Here is a 17,496-nt window from a genome sequence, read left to right as displayed (position 1 = left end):
ATTATCACTGTAAAAATAGTTGTTTCTTGGTAATCTTAGATAACTAAAAACTTTACAATAATCTATATTCGATTATATATATTTACCGATAATAAGTTACCTTTTATTGGTTACTTTATTTGTTGGCATAAATGCTCGGTACCCCATCTACATCAGAACATTGGGTCTTACATTGAGATCGATTGCTACAAATCCAGTTTGTTCGACCTCTCACCTCTTGTTTCACAAAGTAACCTACGTTACATCTAGGGCATTTATATTGTTTATCTTCATCAGATACTTCAATATTACCTTCAACACTAGAAGTATCCCCTTCTACTGGCTGAGTATGTTTACACGTAGGATAATTCGTGCACCCTAAAAAGGCACCAAATTTACCATTCCGCTGTTGCAAACGTCCTTTTTTACATTTAGGACATACAGGTAAGGAAGACAAGTCTACGCTTTCACTATCCATAGGGCGCTTACGATTTTGACTCGTTATAGTTCGCACCACATTGGGCATCATTTGATCAGAGCTTACTACTTTATCAAAACCAAGTTTATCAATTAATAATTTTAAAAACTTAATTTGATCCGCTAAGAAGGAATCTAATGTATCCTCTCCTTCGCTCATAAGTGCTAAGCGTTCTTCCCAAACAGCTGTTTCATCAGGATAAAGCAGCTCTTCTGGCAGAGCATCTACTAAGAGATAGCCCGTTTCCGTTGGAGATAAGACTTGCTTCTTCCCTGACGTTTTCATAAAGTCTCGACTGATAAGCTCATCAATAATGTTTGCCCGAGTTGCTTCTGTACCAATACCAGATACAGCCTTTAATTGCTTTTTCAAGTCTTCATTTTTTACGAATTTATGAATTTCCTTCATCGCTTGTAGTAATGTGGACGGCGTAAAACGGGATGGTGGTTTCGTTTGTTTAGACTCTATAGAAGAATCCGTATATAAAACAGTATCGTTCTTTTTAACCGCTGGCAAGTGGTCCGTTTCTTCAATAACCTCTTTTTTAGGGTCTGATTCAGCCCCACGCTCATCGGTTAGATCGGGCTCGTCATTGTCCGTCGTAGATTTAGACTTATGTCGTTTATAAAGCAATTTCCATCCTTCTTCGATAACTACACGACCATTAGCTACAAACTCTTCCTTACTTTGTTCTACTACAATTTTAGTTTGCTCGTAAATATGCTCCCCATAAAATTGCGCAATATAAGCTTGACTGATGAGGAAATAAATATTTCGCTCCTCTTGGGACAAACTATTTATATTGCAAGCCACCGTTGTAGGAATAATAGCATGATGGGCGGTAATTTTCTTTTCATTCCAAGCACGGCTCTTAATAGAACGATCTGCATCGGCAGCCCACTGTGCTAATCTCTCATCACCTGCATTTTGTAGATTGTTGAGGATTGCATTGCGATCATCATATTGATTGGGTGGTAAATATTCACAATCAGAACGTGGATAGGTAGTTAATTTCTTTTCGTATAATTTTTGCGCTGTATCAAGTACAGTCTGTGGATCATAAGAAAAGGCTTTACCTGCCAATACTTGTAAGGATGATAAGGATAAAGGCAATCGTTGTACATCTTTTTTCTTAGACTTTGTAACACCTTTAATAAAACCGTCTGGTCCAGCTTGTAAACATTCTACTAATTCATCAGCAATAGCTTTATTAATGAGTCGTCCATCTGGGTCAAGCCCCTTTTGTTCGTCTGTAGGCTGCCAAGTCGCCCAAAACACCCCATTAGGATGGTTATATAATACCTTTACAGTAAAATAGTCTACTGGTTTAAATGCAGCTAACTCTCGTTCTCTACGTACAACAAGAGCTAACGTTGGCGTCTTTACACGACCAATTGGCAATGTTACCTTATGACCTTTATAACGTTCAGATAATGTATAGGCCCGAGATAAATTCATCCCAATGAGCCAGTCTGCCCGTGCTCTTGCCAATGCAGATTGATATAGATTGTGAAAGTCCTTGTTATCTCTCAAATCATCAAGAGCGGAACGAATGGATTTTTCATCGAGGGCATTTAATAGAATACGCTGTACTGGTTTTGTATTACCTACATAGTACAAAACTTCATCAACTAAGAGTTGCCCTTCCCGATCCGGGTCACCTGCGTTGACGATGACATCAGCTTTGTCGATAAGGTCTTTTACAATCTCAAACTGTTGACGGCTGCTATCTGTGACAAGCAATTTCCACTCAGCTGGCACGATAGGCAAATCTTGAGGACGCCAACGGATATATTTATCATCGTAATCTCCGGGCTCAGCCTGATGCAGTACATGACCTACTACCCAAGTCACCACATCATCCCCTTGGATAAAATAACCATTCCGTTTTTGGATATTCTTATTTTCTGGTAAGCATTTACTGATTTCGCGAGCCATGGATGGCTTTTCTGCAATAAATAACCGCATGGATCCCCTCCTTAACCTGAAGATAACGGCTAACCCCAAGCCGTTCTATGAAATCTCATTATACTACAATTTAGTGGTCATAACTAGAAAAATCATGTATAATTTTTACGATATATAGACTGTGAAAGTAGAGCCTAAAGATTTATCTGCTTTCACAACATATTAATAGAGGTGAATCATGACATTTTTAGAAGAGGTACAACGTCGTCGTACGTTTGCAATCATATCTCACCCGGATGCGGGTAAAACAACATTAACGGAAAAATTACTATTATATGGTGGTGCTATTCACTTAGCAGGCTCCGTAAAGTCTCGTAAAACTGCAAAACACGCCGTATCCGACTGGATGGAAATCGAGAAACAACGTGGTATCTCTGTAACGAGTTCCGTATTGCAATTTGACTACGATGGTTGTCGCGTAAACATCCTTGATACTCCTGGTCACCAAGACTTCTCTGAAGATACATACCGTACATTGATGGCTGCTGATAGTGCTGTCATGCTTATTGACGTAGCAAAAGGCGTAGAGGCCCAAACAAAGAAGCTATTTGCTGTATCAAAAGAACGCGGTATTCCTATTTTTACATTTGTAAACAAAATTGACCATTTCGGTCGCAGCCCATTCGATCTAATGGAAGAAATCGAAAATGTTCTCGGTATTCGTACGTGTCCTATGAACTGGCCTATCGGTATTAATGGCGAATACAAAGGCGTATACGATAGAGAACACGAAACTATAGAGCTCTTTGCAAAAGACGAAACACATGGTCAAGAAAAGTTAGCTTCCGAAAAAGGGGCGTTAACGGATCCTCGTATGAAAGAGTTATTAGGTGACGATGTATACCAAGCATTGCTTGACGATATTGAGTTGCTCGATGTTGCTGGCGATCCATTCGATTTTGATAAGGTTCGTGCTGGTGAATTAACGCCTATGTTTTTCGGTTCTGCTATGACGAACTTTGGGGTAAAACCATTCTTAGAAAAATTCTTAGAACTAGCTCCATCCCCTGCTCCACGACAAGCGGTAGAGGAAATGGTACAGCCTACTAGCGAAGACTTCTCTGCTCTAGTATTCAAAATTCAAGCAAATATGGATCCTAATCATCATGACCGTATCGTATTTATGCGTATCTGCTCTGGTAAATTCGAAAAAGGTATGTCTGTATTACATCGCCAATCTAATAAAACAATCCGCCTATCTCAGCCTCAACAATTTTTGGCTACGGAACGTACCATCGTAGAAGATGCATACCCTGGCGATATTATTGGTGTCTTTGATGCCGGTACTATGGGCGTAGGAGATACGCTTTGTGCACAAAAGCATAAAGTAACCTTTGGCGACTTCCCTGTCTTCCCTCCTGAGTTTTTTGCTCGTGTATCCCCAAAAGATACTATGAAACGTAAGCAATTCCAAAAGGGTATGACTCAATTGGCTCAAGAAGGGGCTGTTCAAATCTTTGAACAACCAGTTGCCCTTGATTCCTTCGTGGTCGGTGCCGTAGGTATGCTTCAATTTGAAGTTCTTGAGTACCGCCTCAAAAATGAATATGGTGTAGATTTATTAAATCATACTTTGCCATATGGTGTTGCTCGTTGGATTGACGGCGAAGTTGATATTGCATCCTTGAAAGGTATAGATAATGCGATGATTGTAAAAGATAATCGCGATCGCACCGTTGTTCTTATTTCCAATGAATGGCAAATGGGTTGGGTTCAAGAGCGTAATCCGGATGTAACATTCTTAACGACCCCTAAATTACACCATGAGTTATAACTTCTAATTAACTTATTGCTAGGTCTATACATTTTAGTTATATCTTAACATGCATTTATAGAGCGAATTTATCGCCATATATAATTTAGAGTCTTACTAAATCAACATAAAAATATTAAGTTTTAGAACTGGAGTATATTTTATATGATTATAAATATAAAAAATATATTCCAGTTTATTTTTTTATAACAAGAAGGAAAATCACAGATTTAAGTCGAATATATATAGTATGATTATGTACATAAGTAATATATACTATTACTTTTCTATATTTATATGTATAATCATAAAAATAGCTTTATTAATATTATTGTTTTTTTGTGTTGTTATGAGTGTTTAAAGATAAAAATGTAAACTTTTTATACGTTATATATTCTATAGTATTTTTTGACCATTCATGATACCATAAAATTCAGATTTATTTTTTATTTTAAAGGAGTGATTTTATGCCACTTATTGACTTAGCCTTAGTCAACAATGTATGGACCTTAAAACTGTCCATGATTCAAACTGTAGGTCTTGCTGTAATTACCTTATTCATCGGTACTTGGATCAATAAGCATTCCAAGTTCTTACAACGTATGTGTATGCCTGCACCAGCCGTAGGCGCTCTTCCATTTGCATTTTTAACTGCTATTTTGTCTTATTATAAAATCTTAAACATTACCTTTGAAGGTTCCTTACAAACATTTCTAATGCTTGCCTTCTTTACCACTATCGGTTTAATGGCATCTTTAAAAGTCCTCAAAAAGGGTGGTATTTTTATTATCTTCTTCTTCCTTGCTTGTGCGGTGTGGATTGTAGTACAAAATACTGCAGGTATTATGATTGCCAAAACATTAGGAATTGAGCCGATTATTGGCATCATGGCTGGTTCTGTATCTATGATTGGTGGCCTTGGTACAGCTGGTGCCTTCGGTCCATATTACGAACAATTACTTGGTATCCCTGGTACCGCTTCCGCAGCAGTTGCAGCTGCAACATTTGGCATGGTAGCTGGTACAATCCTCGGCGCGCCTGTAGGTGAACGCATTATTAAAATGCATAAAGTTAAAACACCTTATGAAAATCCTGAATTAATGGAGGATGAAGGCATCGATATGATCGAAGATCACGTTGAGAGCGGCGGCAAACAATTTAACTCTCAAGATCTTTTAACAATTTGTATGTGGATTGGCCTTGCATTAGGTATCGGTACCATCGTAAGTGCTGGATTGTCTGTTCTTACTCCACTACCTGCATATATTGGCGCTATGATTTGTGCAGCAGTAATTCGTAACTTTGGTGACTTTACTAAAGCATACAAAATCAACGATGCAGCTCTTGATGCAGTATCTAATGTAGCATTATCCTTATTCGTAACAATGGCTATCAACAGCTTGAAATTAGTTCAATTAATTGATCTTGCTTTACCGCTTATTACAATCTTAGTTGTACAAATGGCACTTATCTGTGTATTTGCATACCTTATTTACTTCCTCTTTGGTCGCAACTACGATGCAGTTATGCTTGGTGCCGGAGCTATCGGTTTCGGATTGGGTGCTACACCAAACGCATTAGTTAACATGTTATCCTTAGCAAGTAAACACGGCCCATCTCCTCGTGCTTGGCTCGTAGTTTCCTTAGTAGGTGCATTCTTAATTGACTTTGCGAATGCTTTCCTCATTACAACCATGGCTGGCATTCTTTACTAACTAAAAAGGACCCATTCGGGTCCTTTTTTCATGAAAAAGAGCTTACTGGAATGATATTTTATCAGTCCAATAAGCTCTTTATGTATTATACTATTTGATTAATGCTGCCCATGCGTTGGCTACATCAGCAAATTCTTGAAGTGTAAAGGTCTCACCTCTTCGTTGACCATCAATATTTGCTTTTGCTAATAACTCTTCAATTCTATCTCTTGTTAAACCCGTTGTCTTCATCGTATTAGAGAATGTTTTACGGCGTTGCGCAAAACCAGCTTTCACAACGCGAAAAAATAGTTTCTCATCAATCACATCTACAGGTGGTTTATCACGCAATACGCAACGGATAACAGAACTTGTCACCGCTGGAGCTGGCAAAAAAGATTTAGGCGGTACATCAAGAACAATATCTGGTTCCGTATAATACTGAACAGCAACAGATAATGCGCCATAGTCCTTTGTACCGGGCTTTGCTATCATCCGTAAGGCCACCTCTTTTTGCACCATCACAACTAGACGTTCAATAGGTAGTTTACTTTCCAACAAAGACATAATAATAGGTGTTGTAATATAGTATGGCAAATTGGCAACCACTTTAAATGGTTTATGATTCATAATCGTTGGCACATCAAGCTTTAACACATCACCATGAATGATACGTACATTGTCATAAGATGCCAATGTCGTATCTAGTACCTCCAATAAGCGACGATCTAGCTCGATAGCCGTTACATCTGCCCCACTTTGAGCTAAACCTTGTGTCAACGTACCAATACCAGGGCCGACCTCTAGAACAGGTTCTCCCACGGTTAATTCCGCAGCATGTACAATTTCATCGACTATACCTCGCTTAATAAGGAAGTTTTGTCCTAGCTTTTTGCTCATTTTAATATCAAAGCGCTTACATATATAATGCACAACCTCTGGGCTTGCAATTACTGATTCTAACATCTTAACTCCTATTTTAACAATTTACTGCCTCTTCATAAGCATCTCGGGTTATACCATAATGATTTAAACGGTATAAAAATTGCTTTCCATTACCGTATCCAATACCTAATTTAGCACCAATAACCGCTCGACGAGCTGCACTATCAGGCATACCAGACAATCCGTGACGCACTAAGTCCACCATAGTAAATTCGTTAGATGATTCTAGAGATTCTACGTGTAATGTAGATAGAGCCTTTCTAATTGACTCTGGAGATGCTTGTTCTATGCCAATATCATCATTTGCAAACGCTTCGTCACGAGGCACAAAAGCATGTTGTGCATTAGGGAATTTTTTAGTTAAAACGCGTCGGATTCGCTCCCCTGCTGTATCAGGATCAGTTAATATAATAATGCCACGTTTCTCATAGGCAACACGAATCATATCGATAACACCTCTTCTGAGGGTAAATCCTTCTGTAGCAATGCAATCAGCGTCTACAGCTTGAGCGATACGTTGTATATCAGATTTTCCTTCTACGACAATGACTTGTTTTAACATATATCCCCCTTTTATTCTATTAATACATTGTAACATATATATAACATTGCTTAAATACTTATAATCGAGTAGTATTAATAGTGTAATATATAAAAGGAGGCCAATTATGACCTTACAACAATTAAAGTATGTCACAACAATTGCCAATATAGGCAGTATTAGTGAGGCAGCCAAGAGATTATTTGTGTCTCAACCGAGTCTCACCAAGGCTATTAAAGAACTAGAGAAAGAAATGGGTATTACCATTTTCGATCGTACAAATAAAGGAATTACCGTATCTAAAGAAGGGGAACGCTTCCTCGGCTATGCGCGCCAAGTGTTAGAACAAGCAGCCCTTTTAGAGGAGCAATATAAGAGCCAAAGCGGTGGTAAAAAACAATTTTCTGTGTCTACTCAACATTACTCCTTTGCAGTCAATGCCTTTGTAGAGCTTTTAAAAGGCGCTGAAATCGATCAATATGATGTATCCTTACGAGAAACACAAACCTATGAAATTATCGATGACGTGGCTCATATGAAGAGTGAAATTGGTTTGCTCTATTATAATGATTTCAACCGTCCTGTATTAGAAAAATTAATTCACACTAACGAATTAACCTTTACTGAATTATTTACGGCCCATCCTCATATCTTTATTGGTAAAACGCATCCATTAGCCCATAAAGAGGTAGTCTCTATGGACGAATTAGAGGAATATCCATATATTTCCTTTGAGCAAGGCGATCACAACTCCTTCTACTTCTCTGAAGAAATCTTCAGTACCGTAGTGCGCCCAAAACATATCCGTGTTCGCGATAGAGCATCTTTATTTAGCCTATTACTTGGCCTTGATGGATACACTGTATCTAGTGGTGTAATCGATAAAGAGGTAAATGGTGAAAATATCATTTCCGTTCCACTTGCCGAAGAAGGTTTAATGCACATTGGCTACATTACTAATAATAAAATGCAACGCAGCCGTTTAGGTCAAGAATATATCCACGCTCTAGAACAATACGTTAGTAATTACGGTAGACATATTCAATTACCAGAAAACAAAAAATAATTATATATCATATTATTTATAGAGCGATACAACACTATTGTTCAATTTAGATGTATCAGATAATCCATAAAGAAGGCACTCTCTATTTTAGAGAGTGCCTTCTTGGGTATAACTTAAAGCATAAAATCACTCATAGACATAACTTTAAACTATATACAACTCAAATATATTGATATTTTTATATATAATCATACTTAGCTATAATTAACCTATCAAAATTATCGGTTTAATCGTTTATATAAGGAGGATTATTATGTCCAAACATACAGCACCATTCCACTTTGATATCGTAGGTTCCTTCCTACGCCCAGCAGAATTAAAAGAAGCACGCGAAGCTTTTAATAAGGGAAATATTACTCGAGAAGAATTAACAGCCGTTGAAGATCGTCTTATTACAGACCTCATTCAAAAACAGAAAGCAGCTGGCCTACCAGTGATTACAGATGGCGAATTCCGTCGTGCCTATTGGCATCTAGACTTCATGTGGGGCTTTAACGGCGTAAAAGAAATTGAACTGGAACACGGTTACAAATTCGTCGGTCAAGAAACAGCGCCAGGTTCCCTCGCCCTTACTGGCAAAATTACGGGAACAAACCACCCATTCGTTGAACATTTCAAATTTGTAAAACAATTTGAAGACGAAAATACTACGGCGCGTCAAACGATTCCTGCTCCCTCTCAGTTTTTGGCAGAGTTATTCCGTGAAGACAATGGCATTACAACGCGCTCCTTCTATCCAGATTTAGAAGAATTGATTCAAGATATTGCTGCCGCCTATCGCCAAGTAATTAAAGACCTTTACGATGCAGGTTGCCGCAATATTCAATTTGATGATTGTACTTGGGGTATGTGTTGTGACCATGCTTACTGGACAGGTCGTCAAAAGGATAAAAGTGTAACCATTGAAGGTGAAACCGCTAAATATTTACGTTTGAATAACTTAGCTCTTGAAGGTCGCCCTCACGACTTAGCATTTACTACACATGTATGTCGTGGTAACTATAACTCTACATGGGCCGCTAGTGGTGGGTACGAACCTATTGCCCCTATCCTATTTGCCAAGGAAAATGTAGACGCTTATTACCTAGAATTTGATGATGATCGCTCTGGAGGTTTTGAGCCATTGCGTGAAGTTTCTCCTAATAAAAAAGTTGTATTAGGTCTTATCACATCTAAACGCCCAGAGTTAGAAGATAAAGAAATCATCAAAGAACGTATCAAAGAAGCTACAAAATATATTCCACTTGAAAGACTTTGTTTATCTCCTCAATGTGGCTTTGCTTCTTGTGAAATCGGCAATCAATTGACCGAAGAAGAACAATGGGCTAAACTCGCATTAGTCAAAGAAATAGCTCATGAAGTTTGGGGTGATTAAATGAATGAACATACTATATATTTAGGCGGTGGTTGCTTCTGGGGCCTTCAAGGGTATATCAAAAAGATCTCCGGTGTCCTTTCTACCGAAGTAGGTTATGCCAATGGTCCTACAGAAAATCCAAGTTATGAAGATGTATGCCACAATAGCGGGCACGTAGAAGCTCTCAAGGTCATTTACGATGCTGATATACTATCTTTAGATCACTTAATTCAATATTTTCTACGTGCTATTGATCCCTTTAGTGTCAATAAACAAGGTGGTGACGTAGGCATTCAATATCGTACGGGTATTTATTATACTGATCCAACCGATAAAGCCGTTATTGAAAGTACCTTAGCACGTGCTCAAGCCTTTGAAGGTAAACCATTTGCTATTGAAGTATTGCCTTTAGAGAATTACTACTCTGCTGAGGAATACCATCAAGATTACTTAGACAAAAATCCTAATGGCTATTGTCACATTCCATTGGGGTTATCTGATGAACCACTCATCGATGATAATACATATGCTAAACCTTCCCAGGAAGATTTAGAGGCATTAACGCCACAAGAGTTTGAAGTAACTCAAAACTCTGCTACAGATGCACCTTTCAGCCATGAACTAACAGATGAGTTCAAAGCAGGTCTCTACGTAGATATTACAACTGGAGAACCCCTTTTTGTATCAGCCCATAAATTCGATTCTCATTGTGGCTGGCCTAGCTTTACTAAACCAATAGCTAAAGATGTTATCAAGTATTACCAAGATAACTCACATGGTATGAATCGCATAGAAGTTCGTAGCCGCATCGGTAATGCTCATTTAGGTCATGTATTTGAAGATGGTCCTAATGGCTCTCTTCGCTACTGTATCAATGGATCATCTTTACGATTTATCCCTAAAGATGAATTAAAAGGTACAAAGTACGAATATCTAATTCCATATATTGAAGACTAAAAAAGGACGCCTTAATCATAAGGCGTCCTTCTACTATATCTATTATAATTGAATATTACTGAGCTAAGTAGGTCCAATAAAAAGAGAATATATCTTATAGATATACCCTCTAAATCATCATATTAGTCCAAAACGTACACTGTAACGTCTTGGCGACCAAAGTCCATAGCCTCCCCATAAGAGTCCATTACAAGGTCGATTTTGTTACCTACTATAGCACCACCTGTATCGGCAGCAATAGCTTCACCGTAACCAGGAATAAATAAACGTGTACCCAATGGAATAACATCTGGGTCTACTGCGGCAATGCCACGTACTGCAGGTAGACCCGTAGCGGTAATACCAGCACCATCACCATCGCCAGCAAGATAAGCAGATGCTTCCATTACGATAGCGCGAGATGCACGTCCTGCTACATTACGAGATGTAGTCACCTCACGAGTGCCCTCTTTAATAATTGTAGGTACCATTGCACGTTGTGTTACTTTAGATACATCATTAGTTTTAATAACTGTACCATTACTATATAGTGTTTCACGTTGTACTCGTTCTAAGCCAGGTTGACCAACTTGAACAACCTCTTCTTCGCCCTTAGCCATAGTATCATCTTTTTGACGAACCACTTCAACAGCAACTTCTTGATCTACTGTAGATAGAGAGCGGCTTGTTACTTGAGCAATTGTTATACGTGTACCACTTAAAACAGATCCATTTTCATCGCCCACTACTACATAGTTAGGTGCTTTGAAACCAAGCTCATTAGCAACACCTTGAGCAGTTGTTTCTGTAGTGAATACAGCTCTTGTTTTACCATTTACAGTTACATAAACTGGAATAGCACGAACAACCGTTAAGGTTGTTCCATTTTGAACTGTAGATGAACTAGAAATAACTTTATCATTTGGATTTAACTTAACCCCAGCATCGCGTACAATGCCTTCGTTAGAATTTAAATGCGTTCTAACAGTGTGTGCTGCACCATCTACCATAACGGTAACGGTTTTATCATTATAAGAAAAACCGGTCATGGTTACAGCTGTTACAATCAATCCGGCAACAACAGACGAAATATATCGCTTGTGTGTCTTATGAATTCTCATGTTGTAATCCCTCCTGTAATGGTATTATTCTACTACAGATAGATACAACCTGTCAAACACCATAAGTTAACAATAAGACGAAACCCTTTATAAATACTGAATTCGTAATAGATTGTATTTTGTATTTTTTAATAAAAGTCCACTGTATGCGTACATATCTATATTTTTAAATACTATACAATATATTCCGAATTGTGTACATATATACAACACTAATACCACATATAGTATATACAGATTTTTTATTACTAAATTTGTATTTTTATGTGTTTTTCAATTGTTACCAATATTTTCTAGAACACTCAAAACTTCACTTTCTCCTCATTTTTAAATGTATAAGAAAGTAAAAAAGCCCATATAATGGGCTTTTTATATGTTATGTAATTGTATTAAAATTCATTACCTAATATATTAAGGTTTTTTCATCATCTATTCATTTTTAACATCGGTTGTAACCGTTCAATGACCGTCATTGACTCTCTGTGTTCATGCTCAATAGCAGTTTTCATTAGCTCCTCTTGAGCAGATATAGGATTCTCTCGATCATTGATTTTATGATACGAACCATCTGCTCTCATAAAATGAGCTTTTAATGTATCATCTAAATATAAATCTAAAATACTTTTTACCCGTTCTTTATGGCGTTTATCTTCAATCGGAATCATAAGCTCTACACGTTCATTCAAATTTCGAGGCATCCAATCTGCACTAGATAGGTACAGACTTTCATTCCCTCCATTACGGAAGTAGAACAAACGATGATGTTCAAGAAAACGCCCCACAATAGAGCGTACTGTGATATTATCACTAACACCGGCAATGCCAGGACGAAGCGTACAAATACCACGCACGATAAGATCGATACGAACTCCAGCAGAAGAAGCTTCATACAACTTAGCAATGACCTTTTTATCGAGCAGAGAATTCATCTTACCAATGATATAGGCTTCTTCCCCATTCTTAGCAAACTCGATTTCACGGTCAATAAGTTCCATAATTTTTTCACGTAAATTTAAAGGCGCTACAATAAACTTATTCCAAATCGGTGGGTCAGAATATCCAGAAATCAAGTTAAAAAAACGTGACGCATCATCACCATACTCATCATTACAAGTAAATATACCACAATCAGTATACATCCGAGCTGTTTTACCATTATAGTTTCCCGTTGCTAGATGGACATACCGCCTAATACCATCCGTTTCCCGGCGTACCACCATAGTAATTTTAGAGTGTGTCTTAAGACCTTTTAAACCATAAATAACATGACATCCCGCTTTTTCGAGTCGACGAGCCATATGAATATTGTTTTCTTCATCAAACCGCGCCTTAACCTCCATAAGGACGGTTACTTGTTTCCCATTATCTGCCGCTTTTATTAAGGACGCAATAATCGGAGAATCCCCACTAACGCGATATAATGTTTGTTTAATAGCCAATACATCAGGATCTATCGCTGCTTGTGCAATAAATTGCTCAACCACTGAAAAAGATTCAAAGGGATGATGAACAAAAAGATCTTGCTTCCCAATAATAGAAAATAAGCTATCACCTTCATAATCAACTAATTCACTAGGAATCTTAGGATCAAACGGTTCATATCGGAGCTTATCATAACCTGGATAATTACAGAAATCAAAATACATACGGCAATCCAAATGTCCATCAATGCGATATACGTCCTTTTGCTCTAATTCTACACTTGTAAGGACAAAATCTAATAAGTGATCCTTTATCTCTCCACAAACTTCAAGACGTACCGCATCACCACGACGGCGACGCCGCAAGGATGCCTCTACTTCAGATAGCAAATCTGTTGCTTCTTCCTCATCTATTTCAAGATCTGCATCACGAGTAATACGGAAAACCATATAATCTTCAATACCATAACCTTGGAAAAATTGATTTGCATAATAAGTAATGACATCTTCTAGATAAACAAATCGATGTTCCTTATTGCCACGGCTTGGAACTTCAATGATTCGATCTAATACAGATGGTATTGGCAAGATAGCAATCTTGTAATCCTTAGTCCCATCCTCTTGTATTTGAAAGATACGTACAATTGCATTAATGGTATGATTTGTTAAAAATGGAAATGGGTGCCCCGAGTCAACAGCCAATGGTGTTACTACGGGGTATATATGTTCCTCAAAATAATGGCGTAGCCAGGCTTTTGTTTTTACATCTAGCTCATCAGGATGTGTAAAGAAAAAACCATAACTTTCTAGTTCAGTCAAAACATTATTTAAATACATACTTTGCATAGCAACAAGGCGTTGTACAGATTCATCTATCGCCTTTAATTGTGCCTTTGCATCCATATGAGCCGCATCATATTTAACAATGCCATTCACAACTTGATGACGTAAACCAGCCACTCGAATCATAAAAAACTCATCTAAATTAGAACTAGCAATAGCAATAAAACGCAACCGCTCCAACAGCGGAGTATTTGTATCTATGGACTCTAATAGTACACGCTGATTAAATTTTAGCCAAGATAATTCACGATTAAAATAATATTTAGCATTACTGAACATGGCGGTCACCTCCTCTTACAAGCATAAGTTCCATACCAAATACTTCTGTAAAATATTCAGCATCTCGATTAAACGTCCACCATTCTAGAGAAATATCCTCATTAGTGCGACAGAATACATACAATACATTATCGCGCTCTTCCAATATAACATCTGAGATTTTTTGGTTACTCCCTGCATCGAGAGCACAGGCCACACGAATGATAGCTACTAACTTTGTAACTTGAATCTTTTGTAATTCTGTCAAAGAATTAAAATATGTATCATCATCTGATGGAGTTCCCTTATAGTGATAAAATACGACATTTGCCACTACTTGTTTTTCTTCTTCTGAAAGCCCGAAAATATCTGTGCCCATCACAATATGATACGCATGCTCTCCATGGTTTCGTAAATTAACAAACTTACCTACAGAACACAATATAGCTGCAATGCGGCATAAGTAACCCCACCGCTCCGGTAAACCTTTATGGCGTAATGTTTTACAAAACAAAGAACTGAAACGTTCCACCTCAGCATCATGAATGCTGTCAGTATGATATCTAGCGGCAACAGCACGAGCTAGCTGAGCATTTTGCTCACGCAATTGGTACATAAAGGGATTATTTTCCGCCTCAACTCCATAGAACCAGCTTATTCCTTGTGAAAAGGAGAAGCTACTAAAAATCAACGATTTAGGCTCTATAGCCGTTATAATTTCATTAAATAAAATCATAGTAGGCATCAAAATATTCGCCTTATATTCAGGTAGTTTATATCGATTGATCAACTTAGTGGCTGTTACACCATCAAAGGATTTGATGAAGCCCTTAAAACGTTCTGGTTCAATGGTAATAATATCGTCCTTATTACTGCCATCTCCCATGAGACGCGCCATATATTGAGCTTCATCGCCAGATAAAATGACACTATTAATATTAAAAGTTTTAAGCTCCTCCCGCAATGGGCCTATCATGCGATGTAAATACTCAGTAATAGCCATTGGAAACGATGTAGAGGAACGTTGGTTGCGATTAAAAGATTCCATAACACGTAATGACCCGCTATGCATATTGCGCTGGAATAATAAGCTTTCACCACGCCAAACGGTTAAACCTACACCACCAGAAGTAATATCAAGGAATAATGTTGCCTTTGTAGGATCCGTCAAGCGGTACTGATTAGTCATCTTGTAGTATAGTAAGGCATATTTGTAATACACCTCTTTAGGCATGTCGATAACCTCAACACGCATACCTGTTTGAATATAAATTTGATCGAGAATACTACGACGATTAGCGGCTTCACGTATTACAGTAGTGCCATATAATCTAGAGCGACTCACACCGTAATCGGCCATTAATTGTTTATATCCCTTTAGGATATGACAAATTTCCTCAATTGTTTCAAAACTCAAACGAGAGGTTTGGAATAATTCTTCCCCAAAGGTTACCTCCCTAGCTGCATAATCTATAACGCGTACATCATCGATGCCCTTGTATTCTAAAATAGTAATACTCATGCTACTGGAGCCTACATGTAGCACTGCATATCGTAATGCTTTTGGTAATGCCATTATGCCTCCTTACGAGCTTCCTTCCACTCTATTTCTAATGTTTTCTTAAATTCTTTTTTGAAAGATTTTCCTAATTTCTCTACAGCCGCTTTTGTTACACTTATATCGCGACCGTTCAAATAGGTTACTACTAATAGTACACTAGTATATTTTAGATTCACGGATAAATGGCGAATAAATTGTTCATGACTTTCATCAAGAGCTTCAGCTAAAGCCAGAATAATAGATATTTTTTGACCCAACAAACGCTGCTCTTGATCTAATAATTTACCGTATAAGAAGTTTTTATACTCTTTTGGTGTCAAACCATGAGAGTTCATAACAAGGAACGCGCTAAAAGCTTGTTCAACATGAGAAAGCCCATATAAATTACTATTGACAAGCATATAGCAGCCATGTCGGGCATGACTATAATAGTTAATCCGTTTACCAATATCATGTAATAAACTAGCAGCAATCAAACAACGTCTTGTTTTTTTATCAGCTCTATGAAGTGGCTCTAATACATCATACAGTTTAATAGCTAAACCTGTAATATATTTAGCATGAACTAACTCATGTTTAGTCATACCTAACAAGACATTCTCTGCAGAATGTACTAAAATATCATCAATAATAGAGTTACCACCTAAGTAGTGCTCTCCATAATAGTCGTAAAATAAGCCTTCACGCAGACCACAACCACCAACAACGAGTGTTTTAGTATTTACGTAGTTAAATAATTCTTCTACGATAGTGAGGCCTGCAATAATGATATCAGCGCGCTCCGATGATAAACCACTAATCTTTTTGCGTTCCTCTAGAGATTTACCTTTTACTTCTTCCAAAATCTCATGGAATCTATGATATGGAATTTCATAATTATGTAGCTTTGTAATAGGATAAGATAACTTGCGTTGATCCATTTTAGCAATATTACGAGCAGTGCCGCCGATACCAAGGAGCGGTAATTTCACATTGCGAAGCCATGTATGTTCCTTAATCGTTTTCTTCACAACCTTCGTCAGTTTATCAAGTTCTTTAGGAGTATATTCATCCCCCTTCTGATAGGTGCCTGTTAAGGTAAGGGCCCCTATCGGCAAGCTCACCGATTTTGTAATATGACGATTTCGTACAAGGGTTATCTCGGTACTGGCACCACCTAAATCAAAAATAATAAAATCCTTAAGTCCAATGGTATTGATAACGCCAAGAAACCCTAGGCGAGCCTCTTCTTCACCAGCAATACATTCTAAATCCAAACCCGTTCGTTCTTTTACAGATTTAATAAAAGCATCCCCATTTTTAGCCAAACGTACTGCTGCGGTAGCAACAGCTTTAATCGTATTTGCCTCCATTGCATCAGCCATGTGTACAAAACCTTTTAGAGCACGCAAAGAGCGTTCCATAGCTTCTTTGGTCAGTTCGTGAGTTCCCCACATATTCTCACTGAGACGTACACTTTCTTTCTCTTGATATATCAGTCGATAACTACCAGTCTTAGAAATTTCATATATGACAAAACGAACTGAGTTCGAGCCTAAATCTATAAATGCAATACGTTTCATGTTGCTATCCTCA

At 37.8% G+C, this 17,496-nt stretch carries 12 protein-coding genes; 5 read left to right on the top strand and 7 right to left on the bottom strand.

Going from position 1 to position 17,496, the window contains the following annotated elements:
* Positions 1-115: 115 nt before the first annotated feature.
* On the bottom strand, positions 116-2,425 hold the full coding sequence (locus tag E7B10_RS00155; protein ID WP_004697350.1) for a DNA topoisomerase 3: 2,310 nt from the start codon (positions 2,423-2,425) through the stop codon (positions 116-118).
* A 178-nt stretch (positions 2,426-2,603) separates the two neighbouring features.
* On the opposite strand from E7B10_RS00155, the gene E7B10_RS00150 reads away from it, so the two are divergent.
* A complete protein-coding gene (locus E7B10_RS00150) occupies positions 2,604-4,199 on the top strand; it encodes a peptide chain release factor 3 (protein ID WP_004697298.1) in 1,596 nt (531 codons plus the stop codon).
* Positions 4,200-4,645: 446 nt separating this feature from the next.
* Positions 4,646-5,893: a sodium/glutamate symporter gene (locus E7B10_RS00145; RefSeq protein ID WP_004697267.1), complete on the top strand. Its 1,248-nt coding sequence runs from the start codon at positions 4,646-4,648 to the stop codon at positions 5,891-5,893.
* Positions 5,894-5,983: 90 nt separating this feature from the next.
* On the opposite strand, the gene rsmA is transcribed toward E7B10_RS00145, so the two are convergent.
* A complete protein-coding gene (gene rsmA, locus E7B10_RS00140; RefSeq protein WP_004697159.1) occupies positions 5,984-6,838 on the bottom strand; it encodes a 16S rRNA (adenine(1518)-N(6)/adenine(1519)-N(6))-dimethyltransferase RsmA in 855 nt (284 codons plus the stop codon).
* A gap of 13 nt (positions 6,839-6,851) precedes the next feature.
* Positions 6,852-7,379, bottom strand: a complete 528-nt coding sequence (gene rnmV, locus E7B10_RS00135) for a ribonuclease M5 (protein WP_004697202.1) — start codon at positions 7,377-7,379, stop codon at positions 6,852-6,854.
* Between the two features lie 106 nt (positions 7,380-7,485).
* On the opposite strand from rnmV, the gene E7B10_RS00130 reads away from it, so the two are divergent.
* The 3 genes from E7B10_RS00130 (at position 7,486) to msrB (ending at position 10,738) form a co-directional block, all read left to right on the top strand.
* Complete coding sequence (locus E7B10_RS00130; RefSeq protein ID WP_004697127.1) at positions 7,486-8,424, top strand: LysR family transcriptional regulator; 939 nt, start codon at positions 7,486-7,488, stop codon at positions 8,422-8,424.
* A gap of 253 nt (positions 8,425-8,677) precedes the next feature.
* The gene (locus tag E7B10_RS00125; RefSeq protein WP_004693284.1) at positions 8,678-9,799 is read left to right on the top strand and encodes a 5-methyltetrahydropteroyltriglutamate--homocysteine S-methyltransferase; all 1,122 of its coding nucleotides are present in this window, start codon (positions 8,678-8,680) and stop codon (positions 9,797-9,799) included.
* Positions 9,800-10,738 carry a peptide-methionine (R)-S-oxide reductase MsrB gene (gene msrB, locus E7B10_RS00120; RefSeq protein ID WP_004697196.1) on the top strand — a complete coding sequence of 313 codons (939 nt, stop codon included), beginning with the start codon at positions 9,800-9,802 and terminating at the stop codon, positions 10,736-10,738.
* Between the two features lie 122 nt (positions 10,739-10,860).
* Here the strand turns inward: msrB and E7B10_RS00115 are convergent, their stop codons facing one another.
* From E7B10_RS00115 to ppx, 4 genes are all read right to left on the bottom strand, one after another.
* Positions 10,861-11,838, bottom strand: a complete 978-nt coding sequence (locus E7B10_RS00115) for a 3D domain-containing protein (RefSeq protein ID WP_004693280.1) — start codon at positions 11,836-11,838, stop codon at positions 10,861-10,863.
* Between the two features lie 425 nt (positions 11,839-12,263).
* Entirely contained in the window at positions 12,264-14,381 is a 2,118-nt protein-coding gene (gene ppk1, locus E7B10_RS00110; RefSeq protein ID WP_004697370.1) for a polyphosphate kinase 1, read from the bottom strand.
* Positions 14,371-15,936 (bottom strand): Ppx/GppA phosphatase family protein, encoded by a 1,566-nt coding sequence (locus E7B10_RS00105; RefSeq protein WP_004697172.1) that lies wholly within the window; start codon positions 15,934-15,936, stop codon positions 14,371-14,373. Before E7B10_RS00105 ends, ppk1 begins: the two co-directional genes overlap by 11 nt.
* Positions 15,936-17,483, bottom strand: a complete 1,548-nt coding sequence (gene ppx, locus E7B10_RS00100) for an exopolyphosphatase (protein WP_004696994.1) — start codon at positions 17,481-17,483, stop codon at positions 15,936-15,938. The genes E7B10_RS00105 and ppx overlap by 1 nt, the downstream gene beginning before the upstream one ends.
* Between the last annotated feature and the right edge of the window lie 13 nt (positions 17,484-17,496).

Source organism: Veillonella sp. (assembly GCF_032470285.1).
Taxonomy (GTDB): domain Bacteria; phylum Bacillota; class Negativicutes; order Veillonellales; family Veillonellaceae; genus Veillonella.
This window is presented reverse-complemented; position numbering and strand designations above follow the sequence as displayed.

Excerpts from the sequence above, each read along its gene's own strand:
- E7B10_RS00155 (WP_004697350.1), bottom strand. The coding sequence starts at position 2,425 with ATGCGGTTATTTATTGCAGAAAAGCCATCCATGGCTCGCGAAATCAGT.
- E7B10_RS00105 (WP_004697172.1), bottom strand. The coding sequence starts at position 15,936 with ATGGCATTACCAAAAGCATTACGATATGCAGTGCTACATGTAGGCTCC.
- E7B10_RS00115 (WP_004693280.1), bottom strand. The coding sequence starts at position 11,838 with ATGAGAATTCATAAGACACACAAGCGATATATTTCGTCTGTTGTTGCC.
- rsmA (WP_004697159.1), bottom strand. The coding sequence starts at position 6,838 with ATGTTAGAATCAGTAATTGCAAGCCCAGAGGTTGTGCATTATATATGT.
- msrB (WP_004697196.1), top strand. The coding sequence starts at position 9,800 with ATGAATGAACATACTATATATTTAGGCGGTGGTTGCTTCTGGGGCCTT.
- E7B10_RS00125 (WP_004693284.1), top strand. The coding sequence starts at position 8,678 with ATGTCCAAACATACAGCACCATTCCACTTTGATATCGTAGGTTCCTTC.
- E7B10_RS00130 (WP_004697127.1), top strand. The coding sequence starts at position 7,486 with ATGACCTTACAACAATTAAAGTATGTCACAACAATTGCCAATATAGGC.
- ppx (WP_004696994.1), bottom strand. The coding sequence starts at position 17,483 with ATGAAACGTATTGCATTTATAGATTTAGGCTCGAACTCAGTTCGTTTT.
- E7B10_RS00145 (WP_004697267.1), top strand. The coding sequence starts at position 4,646 with ATGCCACTTATTGACTTAGCCTTAGTCAACAATGTATGGACCTTAAAA.
- E7B10_RS00150 (WP_004697298.1), top strand. The coding sequence starts at position 2,604 with ATGACATTTTTAGAAGAGGTACAACGTCGTCGTACGTTTGCAATCATA.
- ppk1 (WP_004697370.1), bottom strand. The coding sequence starts at position 14,381 with ATGTTCAGTAATGCTAAATATTATTTTAATCGTGAATTATCTTGGCTA.
- rnmV (WP_004697202.1), bottom strand. The coding sequence starts at position 7,379 with ATGTTAAAACAAGTCATTGTCGTAGAAGGAAAATCTGATATACAACGT.